At 59.9% G+C, this 16300-nt stretch carries 12 protein-coding genes, 1 tRNA gene and 1 pseudogene; 10 read left to right on the forward strand and 4 right to left on the reverse strand.

Annotation, left to right across the window (positions count from 1 at the left end):
* Window positions 1-495 precede the first annotated feature (495 nt).
* From GA829_RS31125 to istB, 9 genes and pseudogenes are all read left to right on the forward strand, one after another.
* A complete protein-coding gene (locus tag GA829_RS31125; protein WP_195176365.1) occupies window positions 496-1797 on the forward strand; it encodes a tyrosine-type recombinase/integrase in 1302 nt (433 codons plus the stop codon).
* Window positions 1794-2279, forward strand: a complete 486-nt coding sequence (locus GA829_RS31130; protein WP_195176366.1) for a hypothetical protein — start codon at window positions 1794-1796, stop codon at window positions 2277-2279. The genes GA829_RS31125 and GA829_RS31130 overlap by 4 nt, the downstream gene beginning before the upstream one ends.
* A gap of 101 nt (window positions 2280-2380) precedes the next feature.
* Window positions 2381-2614, forward strand: a complete 234-nt coding sequence (locus GA829_RS37390) for a helix-turn-helix transcriptional regulator (RefSeq protein WP_195176367.1) — start codon at window positions 2381-2383, stop codon at window positions 2612-2614.
* 118 nt (window positions 2615-2732) lie between these two features.
* Window positions 2733-3176: a hypothetical protein gene (locus GA829_RS31140; protein WP_195176368.1), complete on the forward strand. Its 444-nt coding sequence runs from the start codon at window positions 2733-2735 to the stop codon at window positions 3174-3176.
* A gap of 29 nt (window positions 3177-3205) precedes the next feature.
* Entirely contained in the window at window positions 3206-4555 is a 1350-nt protein-coding gene (locus tag GA829_RS31145) for a phage/plasmid primase, P4 family (RefSeq protein ID WP_210337719.1), read from the forward strand.
* Window positions 4556-4881: 326 nt separating this feature from the next.
* A protein-coding gene (locus GA829_RS31150) for an IS630 family transposase (RefSeq protein WP_258052023.1) occupies window positions 4882-5830 on the forward strand; the annotation gives its coding sequence in 2 pieces (ribosomal slippage) (window positions 4882-5225 and window positions 5224-5830; 951 coding nt in all).
* Between the two features lie 103 nt (window positions 5831-5933).
* Complete coding sequence (locus tag GA829_RS31155) at window positions 5934-6440, forward strand: hypothetical protein (protein WP_195176371.1); 507 nt, start codon at window positions 5934-5936, stop codon at window positions 6438-6440.
* Window positions 6441-6562: 122 nt separating this feature from the next.
* A pseudogene (gene istA, locus GA829_RS31160) lies at window positions 6563-8091 on the forward strand (IS21 family transposase).
* The gene (gene istB / locus GA829_RS31165; protein ID WP_195176372.1) at window positions 8081-8893 is read left to right on the forward strand and encodes an IS21-like element helper ATPase IstB; all 813 of its coding nucleotides are present in this window, start codon (window positions 8081-8083) and stop codon (window positions 8891-8893) included. The pseudogene istA and the gene istB overlap by 11 nt, the downstream one beginning before the upstream one ends.
* Before the next feature lie 423 nt (window positions 8894-9316).
* Here istB and GA829_RS36945 read toward each other — a convergent pair whose 3' ends face one another.
* From GA829_RS36945 to GA829_RS31180, 4 genes are all read right to left on the reverse strand, one after another.
* Window positions 9317-10150, reverse strand: coding sequence for a site-specific integrase (locus GA829_RS36945; RefSeq protein ID WP_258052024.1), 834 nt, complete (start codon window positions 10148-10150; stop codon window positions 9317-9319).
* A 176-nt stretch (window positions 10151-10326) separates the two neighbouring features.
* Window positions 10327-10689: a DUF6538 domain-containing protein gene (locus GA829_RS36950; RefSeq protein WP_258052025.1), complete on the reverse strand. Its 363-nt coding sequence runs from the start codon at window positions 10687-10689 to the stop codon at window positions 10327-10329.
* Window positions 10690-10808: 119 nt separating this feature from the next.
* Window positions 10809-10885, reverse strand: a tRNA-His gene (locus tag GA829_RS31175).
* Between the two features lie 391 nt (window positions 10886-11276).
* Window positions 11277-11735 (reverse strand): phasin, encoded by a 459-nt coding sequence (locus GA829_RS31180; protein ID WP_195176373.1) that lies wholly within the window; start codon window positions 11733-11735, stop codon window positions 11277-11279.
* A gap of 249 nt (window positions 11736-11984) precedes the next feature.
* On the opposite strand from GA829_RS31180, the gene GA829_RS31185 reads away from it, so the two are divergent.
* Entirely contained in the window at window positions 11985-16133 is a 4149-nt protein-coding gene (locus GA829_RS31185; protein WP_195176374.1) for a PAS domain S-box protein, read from the forward strand.
* The last annotated feature ends 167 nt before the right edge of the window (window positions 16134-16300 follow it).

A 16300-nucleotide genomic window follows, 5' to 3' on the forward strand; every position in this document is an offset into this window, starting at 1 on the left:
CTGCAACGCCACACGGCTCTATGTCCCGAGCGTCTCCATTACGGCGTCGTCATGGCCTTGTAATCCAATGTGCGTTAGTGTTCAGCCAACTGGCGATCCGCGCACGTGACGGCGGTGGTCCGGGTTCTGTTTGTCATCGGTGCCTGCGACCGCGAAATTGGCTGTTTCGCTGTCGCCAATGCCGAGATCTCCGCAGAAGTGCGGTGTGATCTAATGATCACATTGGTCGACGCTTCGGCAGCACCAAGCCCCGGTGACGCGCGGCTTGTTTCTGGTTATATTGTACACAAAGGACTTTGCCAAAAAATCAATGAATCAAATTATTTGGCGGAGAGGGAGGCCGCCATTGTGAGATACCATTCCGTCGCTTTTCGTCTCAGTTTGTCTCATTTAATCAGTATGTTGTCGTGATACCAGCGAATCCCCTGTCTTGACTTGTCGCAGATAGTAGCGATAAATCGCGTTCGGTTTGGCGGGTATGATGAGGGGTGGTCAATGCCGAAGAAAGCGAAAGACCTCACCGCGCTGGAGGTGTCCCGACTGCGGCACCCCGGCAAAGGCGGAAACGCTGCGGTTGCCGTCGGCAACGTTTCGGGGCTGCTATTGCAGTGCACGCCAGGCGGCGCGCGCACCTGGCTGCTGCGCACAATTGTAGGAACGAAGCGGCGGGAGATAGGGCTGGGTGGGTATCCGGATGTACCCCTGGCCGAAGCCGTTCGACGGGCGCGCGAGGCGAAAGTCAAGATCTTGGCTGGCGTCGACCCCGTCGAGGAACGAAAGGCCGCGCGGGCAGCCCTTGCCGCCGCGCAGGCGCGCGGGCTGATGTTTGGTGATGCGGTTGATCGCTATCTCGCCGCCAAACTGGATGCCTTCAAGAATGCCAAGCACCGTGCTCAATGGGAAATGACCCTTAAAAGCTATGCCGGGCCGGAACTTGGCGCGCTGCTGGTTTCAGATATTGGTGTGCAGGACGTGCTCCGGGTGCTCCAACCGATCTGGAAGACGAAGACCGAAACCGCCAGCCGCGTGCGTGGGCGAATTGAGGCCGTACTAGCATGGGCGACGGTTGCCGGTCATCGAACCGGCGACAATCCCGCACGCTGGGCCGGCAATCTAAAAGAGTTGCTGCCCGCGCCGTCAAAGGTTGCCGGCGGCGAAAACCAGCCAGCCCTCCAGCTTGACGATGCTGGTAGATGGTTCAAATCGCTGGGGACGCGGGATGGCATTGGGAGCCGCGCGCTGGAATTTGCGGCACTAACGGCCTGCCGGTCGCAAGAAGTGCGCGGGGCAACCTGGGATGAGATCGATCTTGATAAGGCGCTCTGGGTCGTGCCGGCCGCTCGGATGAAGATGGGTCGGGAGCATCGCGTGCCGCTGACAGCGCATGCCGTAGCGCTGCTCGAAGCCCTGCCGCGCCTTGCCGATAACCCAATTGTGTTCCATGCCCCAAAGGGCGGGCAACTGTCCGACATGACCTTGAGCGCCACCATGCGACGGCTTCATGATGCGGACATCGAACGCGGTTGCACGGGCTTTATCGACCGCGCGTCGAAGCGGCCTGCCGTGCCGCACGGTCTTCGCTCGACGTTCAGAGATTGGGTGGCTGAGCGCACCACATTTCCGGGCGATATGGCCGAAGTTGCCTTGGCGCACAAGGTTAGCAACGCCGTTGAAGCGGCCTATCGGCGCGGCGATCAGCTGGAAAAGCGGCGCCAGATGATGGCGTCATGGTCTGGCTTCCTCACCGGCCGTGCCGCCAAGGCCACCGTAGTCCGGCTTCGAGAGGCCCGCACATGACGGAGGATATTCGCTCGGCTTGGGATGCATTGGCGCAGGAGCATTGCGACCAAACAGGTATAACGCTGCCGAACGCTCGCGATAACATAATTGGCTTCTGGCTGACGGCGGGCGATACCCGGCCGTTCTTTGACTGGGTTTTGCGCGGCCACAAGCCTTCGCCCGAGAATGTTTTGCTGGTCGCGGCAATGATGGCAAGAGCGGACAGCCCAGATGTGCTGCCATCGAAGCTCAAAGATGCGCTGCCTTTCGGGCTCTCCATAAGTGGCAAGCGGCGTGGCGATAGGTCGAACCTAGAATTCGTGGTCCGCGACTACTTCATCGGCCGCGAAGTCGAGCGGAAGATCGCCGTTGGGGAAAAATACGAAGCGGCAATAGCCGCAGTGCACGAGTGGTTGCCAGCTACTAATATCAAGGTCGGTCCTCAAACCGTGCGCGACGCTTACGACACGCGCCGCCAGGGAAAGAGTACGAAGCGGTGAAGTCACGGTAATGAGATGCCAATTTAATTACCCTGCAATTTCAATGACATAATAAAAAATTGCGACTATATGACTCCGTCTAACACTGACGGAGCCGCGATATGACTTCCTGCACGCCTGACACAGAAAGGCCAAAGAAGACCAAGCCCGATCCGGCTGCGCTATTCGTCACTGATTACCAGGTAGGTGCACGTTACGGCGCCAGCAGAGCAACCGTTTGGCGTTGGCTCAAAAGCGATCCTTCTTTCCCCCGTCCCGTCTCATTGTCGTCTGGCTGCTCGCGCTGGCGCATCGCGGACCTTGAAGCGTGGGAGCACCAGAAGTCGGCCGCCTAAATCACCGCCGGGCAGAAAAAACGCCCGGCCGAAAGATCAGCCGGACGCTCCGTAAAAATCCATGTGAGAGTGAGATTTTTACAACGGGGTGCCGCAGAACTCAAGGCAAAAGCAACCCATGTACCCTAGAGAATCTCTACGACGGAACAAGGCCGTTGCAAATAATTCGCGCCCGGAAAATCTCGCCCCTCTCGATGGTTCTCTAGAATACGAACGGGAAATTTCTCGGCTTTTTGCAAGCGAGCCCAAGTGGCGCATTGCCCCATTTGCAGTTGCCTACGTCAAAGAAAACAAGAGTCGCGTGTATTTTGACTATGACAACCGACCAATCCTTCGGGTCGGGCCTGACCATAAAAATGAGATCACCCCACCAGGTACGATGGTTTGTTTCTCGATGCTCGCGGACTTGCATGCGGGTTCAGATGGTCGCCCTGACCCGGACGGGCGTAAGATCGTTACCGACCTCATTGCTAAATACGGCCTCAGCCCAGAGCTTCGACGTCGTTGGTACCTGTTCCAGCGCGGCACGCTGCCTGAGCCGGCGTGGGGTAGTCGGTCATGACCTGTTACACAGCAGCGGATGCGAGGCCAGTGGCTTTCGCCGCCCAGGACGCTCGGCCGCCGGATTTCTCGGATGAAGCCTTGGCACTTCGGTTTGCCAATCGTCATGCAAACGACCTACGCTATGTTGCCTCGTGGTCGAAATGGCTCCACTGGACGGGGATGCATTGGCGGCTCGATGACACGCTGCTCGCGTTCAATCTCGCTCGTGTGGTTTGCCGAGAGGAAGCGGCTAAATGTGACAAGGACAGAACTGCTGCTTTGGTGGCAAGCGCCAAGACGGTTGCGGCCGTGGAGCGCCTCGCCAAAGCCGACCGCCGTCTTGCCGCCACCGTTGCCCAATGGGATGCTGATCCTTGGGTGCTTAACACTCCTGGCGGGGTGATAGACTTGCGGACCGGCAAAAGCCGTCCGCACGATGCGAGCCACTATCTGACCAAGATCACGGCCGTGTCGCCTGGCAGCGAGTGTCGGACGTGGCTTGCTTTCCTCGATCGCATTACCGCTGGCGACCGCGACCTACAGGCATTTATCCAGCGGATGTTTGGCTATGGCCTGACGGGTGACACCTCGGCTCACGCCCTTTTTTTCCTCTATGGTACAGGCGGCAACGGCAAGAGCGTGGCGATCGATACCGTGTCGGACATTTTAGCCGACTACCATAAAACAGCGCCTATCGAGACCTTCACCGCATCCAATAGCGACCGACATCCGACAGACCTCGCCGGCCTTCGCGGCGCGCGTCTCGTAACCGCCGTCGAGACGGAGGAAGGCCGACGTTGGGCCGAAAGCAGGATCAAAAGCCTGACAGGGGGAGACAAGATCTCGGCCCGCTTCATGCGGCAAGACTTTTTCGAGTTCTCTCCACAATTCAAACTCGTTATCGCTGGAAACCACAAACCCGGCCTGCGCTCGGTGGACGAGGCAATCCGGCGTCGGTTCCATCTTGTGCCATTCACTGTGACGATCCCCGCAGCGGATCGCGACCTGAAGCTGAAGTCCAAACTGAAAGCCGAATGGTCAGGCATCCTGCAATGGATGATCGACGGATGCCTCGATTGGCAGTCCAACGGGCTCTGTCCGCCAAGCGCAGTCATCGACGCCACGGCGGCCTATCTCGAAGCAGAAGACGCCATGGCTGCATGGATCGAAGAGTGTTGTACTCGTGACCCGCAGGGATGGACCGGAACCAGCGAACTGTTCGCCTCTTGGAAGGCATGGGCAGACAGAGCAGGCGAATTCGCGGGCTCAACAAAGCGGTTCGCGCAGAACCTCGAAACGCGGGGTTTCCAGCAACTCCGGAAGAAAAACGGCAGAGGATTTCACGGGTTGGTGATCGACCGCTCCGATGATCTCCAGCCGCATTGGAGCGATCAGTGAGCAAGCTGGTGACGCATGTGACGCTAGGTCTGGCTATAGACGTCATGCGCGCGCGTAACGGTGTTGACCTGAACTGGCGTCACATGCGTCACCTACAGCAATCGCTACTACGCAACTGCCCAAACAACATCAGGTCGATTTTGCGACGCCCGATCATCGCCCTGGCTGGCGCAGATCGGGAACCTTTCGACGGGGACGGAAATCTCTCGCGGAAAACTTCCGCAATGCCCGCTAGAGCAAAATCCGAGCGAATAGAATCGATAGGGGTTTCGTGGGGATTGGAAATCTGATTCAGCATATCTGCTGGATTAGGAGGCCGGCGTGGCATGGCGAAATCCTTATCCGAAGACTTGCGGGCTCGCGTGGTCGCAGCGGTTGATGGCGGCCTGTCGCGACGGGCGGCAGCGGCGCGATTTGGCGTGGCGGCGGCAAGCGCGGTGCGTTGGGTCCGGGAATGGCGCGCGAGCGGATCCACCTGCGCAAAGCCGCAGGGCGGCGACAGGCGGTCCCACCGCGTCGAAGCGTATCGCGACATCCTTCTGGCGGCGATCGAGAGGCGGGTGGACATCACGCTGGTCGAACTCGCCGAGTTGCTGCGACAAGAGCATGGCGCGTCGTTTGCGACGAGCACGATCTGGCGCTTTCTCGATCGTCACTCCATGACCTTCAAAAAAAACGGCGCACGCCAGCGAGCAGGAGCGACCAGACGTAGCCGCGCGACGAAACGCGTGGTTCGACGCCCAGCCCGATCTTGATCCCGAGCATCTGGTCTTCATCGACGAGACCGGAGCCTCGACAAAGATGGCTCGACTGCGGGGGCGCACGAAGCGCGGGATGCGGTGCCGATCGCCAATCCCGCATGGCCATTGGAAGACGACGACGTTCACCGGCGCCCTGCGCCTCACTGGCATGACCGCGCCAATGGTCCTGGACGGCCCGATGACGGGCGAATGGTTCGTCGCCTATGTCGAGCAGGTTCTCGTGCCGACGCTGCGGCCCGACGATGTCGTGATCCTCGACAACCTGCCGGCGCACAAAAGCGCAGCCGCCCGTGAGGCGATCGAAGCGACCGGCGCAAGGATGATGTTCCTCCCGCCCTACTCTCCTGACTTCAACCCGATCGAGAACGCCTTTTCCAAGCTGAAATCGATCCTACGCAAAGCCGCCGCACGAACCGTCGCGGAATTGTGGGATACCATCAGCGCCGCACTGCCATGCTTCACACCAACAGAGTGCGCCAACTACTTCGCCGCAACAGGATATGAGCCGGAATGATCAGATTCTGCTCTAGTTCGCCTCGTCGGGGCCTTGCTGGGCCGAAAATCCTATCGCCTGTTTCAGGCGAACGTATCGAAGATGAAAAGTTCGGAGATTTAGAATGAGCAAAAATGGCACGGCCACTAAGGGAGCGTCGGGGAACGACGTTTCAACTGTCGCACTAAAACCTTCGGCTTCGGCCGGCGCGCCTTCCGACACTTGGACGGATATGCTCGCGGAGCAGACTTTGCTGACGCTATGGAACGGCGATTGCAGCAGCGAGGATCGTGCCAAACAGCTAAATGCCATCCTCGATGCCCTGGAGCAAATCGCGCCGCGCGATGAACTTGAAGGTATGATGGTCTCGCAGATGATCGCCGCACATAACGCGTCAATGGAATGTTTCCGGCGTGCCATGCTGCCGAACCAGACGATGATAGGGCGCGACGAAAACTTGGGGCACGCGAATAAGCTTCTGCGGGCGTTTTCTAGCTTGGTCGAGACGTTCAATCGGCATCGCGGCAAGAACCAGCAAAAGGTCTTGGTCGAGCATGTACATGTCCATGCGGGCGGCCAAGCCTTAGTGGGCAACGTGACGCCAAACGGGGGTGGTGCAGAACGAAACTGAAGGACAACCCTGTTGATTGCCACTGAGAACTGACCCGGCAACCCAGGATATTTCCACCGAGAATTGACCCATGTTTGACCCTTACCCTGCGTTTTTTCAGCGGGGATTACGGAGTGATCGACATGGCATTATTGAGCGTGATCCGACGCTGGCATTATCGAGAGCATTTATCGATCCGAGAGATTAGCCGCAGGACCGGCCTGTCTCGGAATACGGTGCGCAAATACCTGCGGGTGGACGAGGTGGAGCCGAAGTTCAAGGTTTCAGAGCGGCCAAGCAGGCTTGACGCATTTGCCGACCGCTTGTCAGCCTGGCTGAGGACGGAGGCCAAAAAGAACCGCAAACAGAAACGCACGATCAAGCAGCTTCATGCCGATCTGCTGAGCCTTGGCTATGAGGGTCATACGGTCGTGTTGCGGCTTTCGCTCGGGAGTGGAAGGCTGATCTGCAGAGGGAATTACAGACGACAGGGCGCGGGACATTCGTGCCGCTTTCTTTCGATCCAGGTGAAGCGTTCCAGTTCGACTGGTCCGAGGACTGGGCAATCATCGGCCATGAACGCACCAAGCTGCAGGTGGCCCATAGCAAGCTCAGCTACTCCAGGGCCTTCATCGTCCGGGCCTATCTGTTGCAGACGCATGAGATGCTGTTCGACGCTCATAATCATGCTTTCCGTGTCTTTGGCGGCGTTCCCCGGCGCGGCATCTACGATAATATGCGGACAGCGATCGACAAGGTCGGCCGCGGCAAGGAGCGCGACGTCAATGTCCGCTTCATGGCCATGGCCAGCCACTACCTTTACGAGCCTGAGTTCTGCAATCCCGCGTCCGGCTGGGAGAAGGGACAGGTCGAGAAGAATGTGCAGGATGCGCGTCATCGGTTCTTTCAACCTGTTCCACGCTTTCCATCCCTGGAAGCCCTGAACGACTGGCTGGAGCTTCGATGCCAAGAATTTTGGCACAAGATCCCGCATGGAAAAATGCGCGGCACCATTGCCGATATCTGGGCTGAGGAAGCCCAGGCCCTCATGCCGGCGTCCCGTCTCTTCGACGGCTTTGTCGAATACACCAAGCGGGTCTCCCCGACCTGTCACGTGCATCTGGAGCGCAACCGCTACAGCGTGCCGGCGTCGTTTGCCAATCGGCCCGTGAGCCTTCGGGTCTATCCGGATCGTGTCGTTGTCGCTGCAGAGGGTCTGATTGTCTGTGAGCATCGCCGCATCATTGATCGTTCGCATGATCGACCAGGGCAGACGATCTATGACTGGCGGCACTATCTGGCTGTCGTTCAGCGCAAGCCAGGCGCCCTACGCAACGGAGCACCCTTTGCCGAACTTCCCGATGCATTCAGGTCGTTGCAGCAGCATTTGCTCAAGAAGCCGGGCGCCGATCGCGAGATGGTCGAGATTCTGGCACTTGTCCTGCAACACGACGAGCAGGCCGTGCTTCTGGCCGTGGAGATGGCGTTGGAAGCCGGTGTTCCTACCAAAACCCATGTGCTGAACCTTCTCCATCGGCTCGTCGACGGCAAATCGCTCACGCCCCCGACCATCAGCGCTCCTCAGGCTTTGACGCTCACCAATGAGCCGAAGGCCAATGTCGAACGTTATGATGCCTTGAGGAAGGCCCTGGAGGTGCGCCATGCGTCATAACCCTGCCAGCGGCGCAATCGTCATCATGCTCCGGAGCCTGAAGATGCACGGCATGGCGCAGGCTGTCGGCGAACTCACCGAACAGGGAGCGCCGGCGTTTGAAGCCGCCATTCCGATCCTGTCGCAACTGCTCAAGGCCGAGACGGCGGAACGTGAGGTCAGGTCGACAGCCTATCAGCTCAAGATCGCACGCTTTCCAGCCTATCGCGATCTCAACGGCTTTGATTTTGTCAGCAGCGAGATCAACGAGGCACTCGTGCGGCAGCTTCATCGCTGCGAATTCGTCGATGAGGCCCACAACATTGTGCTCGTCGGCGGCCCCGGCACAGGCAAAACCCATATTGCGACCGCCCTTGGCGTGCAGGCCATCGAGCATCATCACAAGCGGGTTCGGTTCTTCTCGACGGTCGAGCTGGTCAATGCGCTCGAACAGGAGAAGGCTCAGGGGAGATCCGGCCAGATCGCCAATCGCCTCGTCCATTCCGATCTCGTGATCCTGGACGAACTTGGCTATCTGCCGTTCAGTGCATCAGGTGGAGCATTGCTCTTCCATCTGCTGAGCAAACTCTACGAACGCACCAGCGTCATCATCACCACAAACCTCAGCTTCAGCGAGTGGGCCAGTGTCTTCGGCGACGCCAAGATGACGACCGCGCTTCTCGACAGGCTAACCCACCATTGCCACATCCTCGAAACCGGAAACGACAGCTTCCGCTTCAAGAACAGCTCTGCACACGAGCCTAAGAAAGCGAAGGAGAAAGCCAGAACCTTGACCGTTCCCACAGAACCGAAACATACGTGAAAGGCGGGTCAAATCTCGGTGGAAATGCCGGGTCAGTTCTCAGTGAAAATCAACAGTCTCGCGATGTAGCGGTCTCCCGCTACCAACCCCCGACTGTCAGAGAGCCTTTGCTATTTGCACTCCGTAGCCGCCGATTGCAGTGCGAGCCGAACGCAGGCCTTCACTGCACTGGGATAGTCTGCCTACGCATAGGGCATGCTACACTTATGGCCCTGCAGAAAGGCGAAGCCGTGAGGCGATATTCGCCCATGCTTCAGCCAATCACCGTGCAACGGATTGAGCGAGCGCTCGATCGCGTAGCCGAGATCATCGTTGCACGAGGCGAGCAGGGTCAGGCATGGCTTCCGCTATACGACTATCTCGAGCGTGCGCTGCAGGATCGCCACGCAAAACAGGATCGCCTTGTGGCGGTGCGGGAGCGCGTTAGACGATCGCGGGATCAAACGACAGGACGATCTTCATGAGTTCTTCTTGCCACATCTTCATGTCACCGCCCTCGCCATATTTCGGCCGATCAATCGTATGGCCCATCAGCATGCGCCGCAGTTCCTCATCCAACCGCGCGTTCTTCATGCGGTCTTCGAAGGAGTGCCGCAGCGAATAAACCGTGTGCTTGTCGGTTGGGAATAATTTGTGATTCTCAAAGTGCTTGTTGAGCAGCGCTGACAAGGACGCCTCACGATCCTTGTAGCGCAGAAAGCCCTTCGGATGTTTCTTGAACACCTCAAGCGCGACACCGACCAGAGGTATTTTGCGCACGGATGAAACCGACTTGATTTCGCGAGGATCATCAGGATCGTCACGTGGCTCGACCGAAATGTGCGGCACTTCATGATCGAGGTGGATGACACCTGAGTGGAGGTTCGCGAGCTCGCTTGGCCTGGCGCCCGTTTCAGCAAAGGCAAGAACGATCCCGCGCGCCTCGTCATTTAGAGTCGCCAGCGCGCCAAGTGCAAATATCTTGTCGCGAATCCACTCGGTTGAAAATGGAGGCCGCGTGCGCTTCGACTTGTCGCTGAATGACAGATCTGCGAAGGGGTTCTTTTGCTCGGGAAAGCCTAGATGGCGGTAGTAATCGGCGTATAGGGTCCGCAAGTTTCCCATATTTCGGTTGCCAGTCGACGCGGAGCGATCTGCCCTTCCCTTCTGGGGTGCGATTCGGTCGAGCCAATATTTGTGCACCGATCGGGCATCATCGCGGGTGATTTGCCCCATTTGCTTGTCGCCGACCAAGGCGATAAAGGCATCGACGCTCATTTGGCGTTTTGCCTTCCATCGTTTTCTCTGGTCTGGGCTTTTTGTGCGGATTTCGTCGCGAGCGATCTCGTTGAAGTAGTGCCGCAGCGCCTCCGAAATCTTGTCGTTAGGAGGAGATATGGTACCAGTCACCGCATCGACGACGGGAGAGGTGCCAGGCTTTCCATTCGTAGCCTCTACTCGGTGGAGGATGGTGTCGAGCGGCTCGGCAACGAGATTTCGGCGAGCGGCCGATAAACGAACCCCAGCGCTTCGGCGCGTTTGAGCGCTCCCTGGTATCGGATGCGTGCGGCCTGAGGGTTATCCCCCAGCACAAGCGAGGCCCAAAGAGCATTGTCGGCAGCCTCATGGAGATCGCGGGCGGTGCACGCCTTTGATCTATCGGACGTGTCCAATGCGCGGCGCACGAATTCGCCGCGGTCGTCAAGATCTTTCAGCTCTTTTGGAATGCGCCGATAGTAGTGGAAACGATCTCCCCTTCGTTGCAGAAACCGATGTGGGTCGTGCTCTTCGCGTCGTCGTCCCATTGCCGCCATCATACCATTTGTATCACAATACGTAACACAATAAGTATCACAAAAGGCCAAACTGGGGCAATATCCCCGTCGCAATAAAGGAATTTACCCAGCAAAATCAATGACTTATGCGAGGAGATCAGTGGTACCGTTGGCTGGGATCGAACCAGCGACCTCCGGATCCACAATCCGGCGCTCTAACCATCTGAGCTACAACGGCACGTTTGCCTGGCGGGATCGGATTGATCCGCTCCGTCGTTCGGCGATGCGTCCATACGGGCTAATGGATTTTAATTCAAGACTTTTGGCGGTGGATACCCCGAAATCGAAAATCGTTCCCGAATGGGTGCTCCCGGGAAAATCCGCACCGCTACGGCAAGGCCACATTCCTGCGCGGCAATCGGGTTTCGCGAGGCAAAGAAAAAGGCCGGCGGGAGGAGGTGCCGGCCTTTTCCTGTTACGAGCCAGCGGGAGGAGGTGCTGGCTGGTCACCCCGGGAGCAGAGGGAGGAGGTTCCACCCACCGGGTATTCCTTAGCTGCTAGTATCCTACGCTTGATCATTTCCGGGAAAATGCGACGCTTTGTTGCATCTCCGGGTCATGCGCGGATATCAGGCAACCTTGATTTCCTTCATCGCCTTCTCGAAGGCGGTCTTGATCGGCTTGGAGACGTCTTCAGCCGCCTTGGAGGCAACGGTCTGGAAGTCCTTGACCTGCTCGACGCTCGCTTCGACGCGCTTGCGCAGGAACGCGGTCTGCAGTTCGACGACTTCCGACAGCGACTTCGCGCCGATCAGGGCTTCGAGATGCGAGAAGCCGGCTTCGGCGTTGGCACGCAGGGCTGAAATGGTCTTGAGCGACAGGTCGCTGGAGACGGTCTTGGCGGTCTCGTAGGTCGACTCGAGAGCCTTCTGGGTTTCTTCGGCGCCGGTCTTCATCTTGGCATAGGCCTCTTTCGACTGCTCAACGCCCTTTTCGGCGAAAGCGCGGATCTGGTCGGTGGCCTTGGAAGCGTCAAAGCTTGGGAATTCAACGTTTTCGATCGTGTCGGCGGTCTTGGTCCTGGACATTTTCCATCCTTTTCAGCGTCAGCGGCTTTGACAGAAAGCCGTCTCGTTCATGTATGATGGCAATATAAAGGCAATTTTTGTGCATTGCAATATCTTTGTTGCACTGCACCATAAATTTCTTTCGGGCCGTTAACCAAGAGCCCAGAAACCGGCCTCTGCACGTTATGGCTTGTGGACCTTCGCGCCGCCGGCTTTTATTAACAAAGCGTTAACTGCTATTTTGCCCGCTCCGTGGGGTCCGCCAAGCGCATGCCGTCCGAAAATTATTCCTTCCTTGACGTCGCCGTGCTCGACACGGTCCGCGAGCGGTTTGCCCAGGGTGACGCGATAGCGATCCTGTCGGGGGATCTGGAGCAGGTCATCTGGGCAAACGGGCCGGGTGCCAAGGTGTTCGGCTATGCCAACATCGAGGCCATCATCGGCGCCTCGGCGCAGCTGCCGCTGATCGCAAGGCGACAGATCATGGCGACCAGCGGGTTTCCAGAAATCGGCCGCGACCGTTCGATCATGGTGCGGCTGGCGACCGGCATGACAAGCCGCGCGGTCGGCTTCCTGGCCAGCGCGGTAGCCATGCCCGATGGCGAAAAGGCAATCATGCTGGCGGTGCCGGCAGCGCAGACCGGCTCACGCAGCGGCGGCGAAATCGCCGCCCGCGCCATCAGCGGCTTTACCGAGGACGGTCATTTCATCGCCTTTGTCGACGCCAAGGGCAATATCGAAGCCGCGTCGGAAGGATTTTCGGCACTGGCCATCAAGCCTGAGACGCTGGCGGCGCTCGTCGCTGACGTCGCGAGCGGCAGCGAACGCATCGTCAAGCGCCTCGTCCCCGGCGGCGCTGCCTCCTATCCCGCTGGCTTCGCCCGATTGACCGAGCAACGGCATCTGCTGGTGGTGATCGACGAAGACCAGCTTGAGGACAAGGCTTCGGTCGAAGAACCGCTGACGGACGTGCAGGCCGGAACAATGGCACCTGCTGCCGCTGCGATCGCTGCCGATCCATCAGCGACGGCGGCCGATGCTGTCGCGACATCTGAGTTGAACCAGAACAACGAGCCGGCCGCTACAGCCTCGACGACGGACGCCGTCCAGGAAGAGGCGGCCGCACCAGTTGCGGTCGAAGATATCTCCACGCCGGCTCCGCAGGGGAGCGACGATGACGCCGGACAGGTCGCTGCCGATCACGACCAACCCGCGAACGACAGTACGCCAACGCAGCATGACCATTGGTACTTCCATGCCGGCGAGGAAGAGCCGGCGCAGACGGACCAACCAGCCGCGGCGGCCGGGCCTGTTGAAACACCTCCCCCCATTCTGGAAGCGACACCGGAAGGTCCGGCACAGGCTCACGCCGGGCTCGCCTCCCCTGCCGAACGGCCGGCCATGCGCAAGATCGACCGCACGGCGGCACCGGTGCGTTTCGTCTGGCGCACCGATGCCGAGGGCAAGTTCAGCGCCCTATCCCCGGAATTCGCTGACATTGTCGGCAAGACCGCCGCCGATGTCATTGGCCGGCGCTTCAAGGATGTCGCGGCTACTTTCGGCCTCGATACCTCAGGCGAAATCGCTGGCCTCTTGGAACGGCGCGACACCTGGTCCGGCCGCTCCGTGCTGTGGCCGGTCGTTGGCACCGATCTGAAGATCCCTGTCGACCTGGCAGCGCTTCCTGTTTATGGCCGCAGCCGCGCCTTTGAAGGTTTCCGAGGCTTTGGCGTTGCCCGTACCGGCGACGCGGTGGTCGACCCGGAAGCCATCGGCATGGCACTGGTGCCGAATGGCGAGGCGCCGCCGGTGCCGGAAGCCGTCGAGCCTGCGCCTGAAGAGCCCAAGACGCCGGACCCGTTCAAGGGCGAGGTGCCGGCCCTGACCATCGTGCCAAAACCGGAGCGGCGCTTTGCCGACAAGGTGATCAGGCTGGCGGAGCATCGTCAGCCGGCCAACGACAAAGGCCTGTCGACGCTGGAGCGCAGCGCGTTCCGCGAGATTGGCGAACGGCTGAAGAAAGACAGTGGCGCAACCGAACCAGAGGCCGCGAAACCCAACCTCGATAAACCGCCGGCGCCGGCGGCGGAAACAACAATAGTGCCGACGGCGGAGACCAAAGCTCCGGGCGAGACCATAGGTGAGGTTCCGTCAGCGACCTATGCGTCGCCGACCGAAGAGCCAACGCATGCCGATGGGGTTACGGCGGCAAATCTGGAGAATGAGACGGCGGAACGTGACGCCGCGTCGGAGATCGACGCGGGTGATCAGGCGGATCTGGCGCGGCTTGACGGCGCGCGGCCAGACGAAGCCGCTCACGAGGCGCTGAACACGACGGATACGCCACCTCGGGAAGAGCCAACTGCTGGCGAGACGACGGCGGCAGGATCGGTGCATGAGACGCTGGAAAATGAGGACGTTGCGTCCGACGCCGATGACGAGGCGGATCTGGCGCGGCTTGATGGCGCACGGCCCGATGAGATGGCTCATGATGAGCCCGCAGAGGCTCTGCCCCATGCGACGGGCTCGCTGCTCGACTATGCCGGCCCGGGGGACAACGTTGACCCTGTCGCTGACAACAGCGAGGCGGCCCGGGTTTCCGAACCGGTGCCCTCCGCAGATCAGGACATTACCGGCCCGGTGGCTGTGAACGAAGAGCGCGTTGCCACCGGGGCGGCGGATGGTGCCGTGGTCGACGATGACAGCATTACCGCCGCCGATTTCCGCGACGCCGAGGACAGCGAGGACTGGGCGCAGCCTGAAGACGAAACCGTGGCTACCTCCCACGACCAGATCGCAGTGCCCGCGGAGGAGCATGTCAGCGCCAGCACGGTGGCGACACCGGTCGAGCGGCCACGCCTGTTCGTGCCGCCGCTCAAGACCGAAGGATTTGTTCCGTCGGCCTTCTCGTCGGGGCAAGAAAACAAGGCACCGGACACGTCGCTTCTGGGCAAGCTGCCCGTGCCGTTGCTCATCCATTCCGGCGACCATTTGCACTATGCGAACGAGGAGTTCCTCAGCCTGACAGGCTACGCCACGACAGATGACCTGGAAGATGCCGGCGGCCTCGGCGCGCTTTTTGCCGACCCTTACGCTGATGACAGCGCCTCTGATGGGTCCGACCGCGCCTTGCGGCTGAAGACACGTGACGGGCAGGAATTCCCGATCGAGGCCATTCTGCGCTCGGTTCCGTGGCGCGACGGCAAGGCATTGATGCTGGTCGTGCGGCGCTCCGGCGACGACGATGCCGCCGCCGTGCATGTTGTCGCCGACGAGCCAACGCAGCCCGACATTCCGGAGCTCAAGGCGCGTATCGCCGAAATGCGCACCATCATCGACACCGCCACCGACGGCGTCGTGCTGATCGGCCGCGACGGCACGATCCGCTCGATCAGCCGCCCGGCGGAAGCGCTGTTCGGTTTCGACAGCGACGACGTGATCGGCAAGCCGTTCGCCTCGCTGTTTGCGATCGAAAGCCAGCGCGCGGCGCGAGACTACCTCGAAGGACTATCCGAACCCGGCGTGGCGAGCGTGCTGAACGATGGCCGCGAGGTGATCGGGCGCGAGGCGCAAGGACGCTTCATCCCGCTGTTCATGACCATCGGCCGGCTGCCCAGCGACAGCGGGTTCTGTGCGGTGGTGCGCGACATCACCCAGTGGAAGCGGGCTGAAGAAGACCTGACCCAGGCACGCGCGGTGGCCGAGCGCGCTTCTTCGCAGAAGACCGATTTCCTCGCCCGCATCAGCCACGAGATCCGCACACCGCTCAACGCCATCATCGGATTTTCCGAACTGATGGTGGACGAGAAGTTCGGCCCGGTGGCCAATGACCGCTATCGCGACTATCTGCGCGACATCAACAGGTCGGGCAATCATGTGCTCGACCTGGTCAATGACCTGCTCGACATCTCGAAGATCGAGGCCGGCCAGCAGGAAATGGCTTATGAAGCGGTGTCTCTCAACGACACGCTGGCCGAAACAGTGGCGATGATGCAGCCGCAGGCCAACCGCGAACGCGTCATCATCCGCTCCAGCTTCGCCTCACGGCTGCCGGAAGTGGTGGCCGATCTGCGCAGCGTGCGCCAGATAGCGCTCAATATCCTGTCGAATGCCATCCGCTACACGCAAGCCGGCGGTCAAGTGATCGTCTCGACCGCTTACGAAACGTCAGGCGACGTCGTCATGCGCGTGCGCGATACCGGCATCGGCATGAGCCCGGCGGAAATCGAGCAGGCGCTGAAGCCGTTCAAGCAGATCAACGCGCTGAAGCGCGGACGCGGCGACGGCACGGGTCTCGGCCTGCCCTTGACCAAGGCGATGGTGGAAGCCAACCGCGCGCGGTTCACCATCAACTCGACGCCAGGCGAAGGAACGCTGGTCGAAGTCGCGTTCCCATCGACCCGCGTGCTTGCCGACTAAGCTTTTGCGACGCTGAGTTTGGGCATGGCCTGAAAAAGAAAAGGCGCCCAAAAGGACGCCTTAAGTGATGGGATTGCTGTCACAACGAGGCTTGAGCGAATGTCGGATCCTCTGGGGCAAGGAGGACGGGATTTCTCCCTCAAGTTACATGCGACTATCGGCGTCGG

Origin of the sequence: Mesorhizobium sp. INR15 (assembly GCF_015500075.1) — a bacterium.
Taxonomy (GTDB): domain Bacteria; phylum Pseudomonadota; class Alphaproteobacteria; order Rhizobiales; family Rhizobiaceae; genus Mesorhizobium.